This window comes from Mesorhizobium sp. M0618 (genome assembly GCF_040320765.1).
GTDB lineage: Bacteria > Pseudomonadota > Alphaproteobacteria > Rhizobiales > Rhizobiaceae > Mesorhizobium.
On sequence record NZ_JAMYQH010000074.1, the window covers coordinates 1 to 1,264 of the forward strand.

The following is a 1,264-nucleotide window of genomic DNA, read 5'->3' on the forward strand; positions in this document are numbered from 1 at the left end:
CGCCATCGGCGCCGAACGCCGAGGTGAAGTTGGCGGCGAAGTTCGCCGTCGCATTGGCGGCCAGATTCGTCTCGTCGACCGTCAGTACCGGCTGCGCCGTTGCCGAGGGCGTGATCGACGGGCCGTCATCATTGAAGGTAACGGTCAGCGTGCCTGCTGCCGTCGAGCCGTCGGCATCGGTGATCACATAGCCGAGATCGACCGTCGCATTGTTCTCATCGTTCGGGCCCTGTGCCTGCAGCACATTGTCGACCAGCGTCACCGTATAGGCGCCGGTTGCCGGGTCGGTCACATGCACCGTGAACAGGACGCCGCGCGGACCTGTCGCCGTCAGCGTGTCGTTGCCGGCGTCCCAGCTGTAGGTCACGTTCTCCTGGCCGACCGTGCCGTTGGTGCCATCGAGCGTCGCGAATGAGAAGCCGTTGGCGCCGGCGCCGTCGCCGCCGAGGCTGCCGCCGAGCGTGCCGTTGTAGGTCGCTTCACTGGCGCTGAGCGGAACCTCGCCCGCATTGGCATCGATGTCCCCTGTCGTGCTCGCCGCATTGCCGCCGGCAAGGCCGTCATCATCGACCGTGGCAGTAGCCGTGCCGCTCGTCGGCGTGTTGGCGTCCGTCACGACGAAGCTTATGCCGGCCGTCGACGTGTCGCCGTCGCCGTCCGTTACGGTATAGATTGCAGAAGCCGCACCCGTGCCAAAAACCGAATTGTCGGCGGTGAACGAGTAGTGACCGTCGGCCATGACCTTGATCAAGCCATCGCCGATGTCGATTGGCTGCGAGTAACCGTCGCCGCCGAAGACAAGGGTCGTAGCGCCGATATGCGTCACCGTGGCGCCGTCGGCGCCGGCGACGAAGTCCAAAGTGCCAGTGATCGTCGCGCCTTCGGCAACGTTCTGCGAAGGCTCGGCGGAAGCCGTCGGCACGTCGTCGGACACCGTCACGTTGACGGTGCCGGTTGCCTGGTCGCCGTCCGTATCGGTGGCGACCAGGCCGACATGGCCCAGATTGACCAGGTCGTCGGCGTTGATGCCGGGATGTGCGTCGTAATTGTTGTTCAGCGTCGCCGTCACGGTCGCCACGTTGTTGGCAACCGACAGATCCAGCGTCACCACCGTCACGGCGCCGTCCTTGCCCACGACCTGGGTGTCCGAGACCCTGGTCCAGGTCAGGTTCGCGGTGTTCAGGCCCGTCAGATCGGTGCCGAAGGCGATCGAGGCGATCGCATCCGAGCCCGGCGTGAAGGTGATCGAGTTCGCGGCGAAGTC

At 65.6% G+C, this 1,264-nt stretch carries 1 protein-coding gene; it reads right to left on the reverse strand.

Annotated features, from left to right (window positions below; genetic code table 11):
• The coding region (locus NKJ04_RS33570) for an Ig-like domain-containing protein (protein ID WP_352680111.1) at window positions 1-1,264 on the reverse strand (1,264 nt) is incomplete at both ends.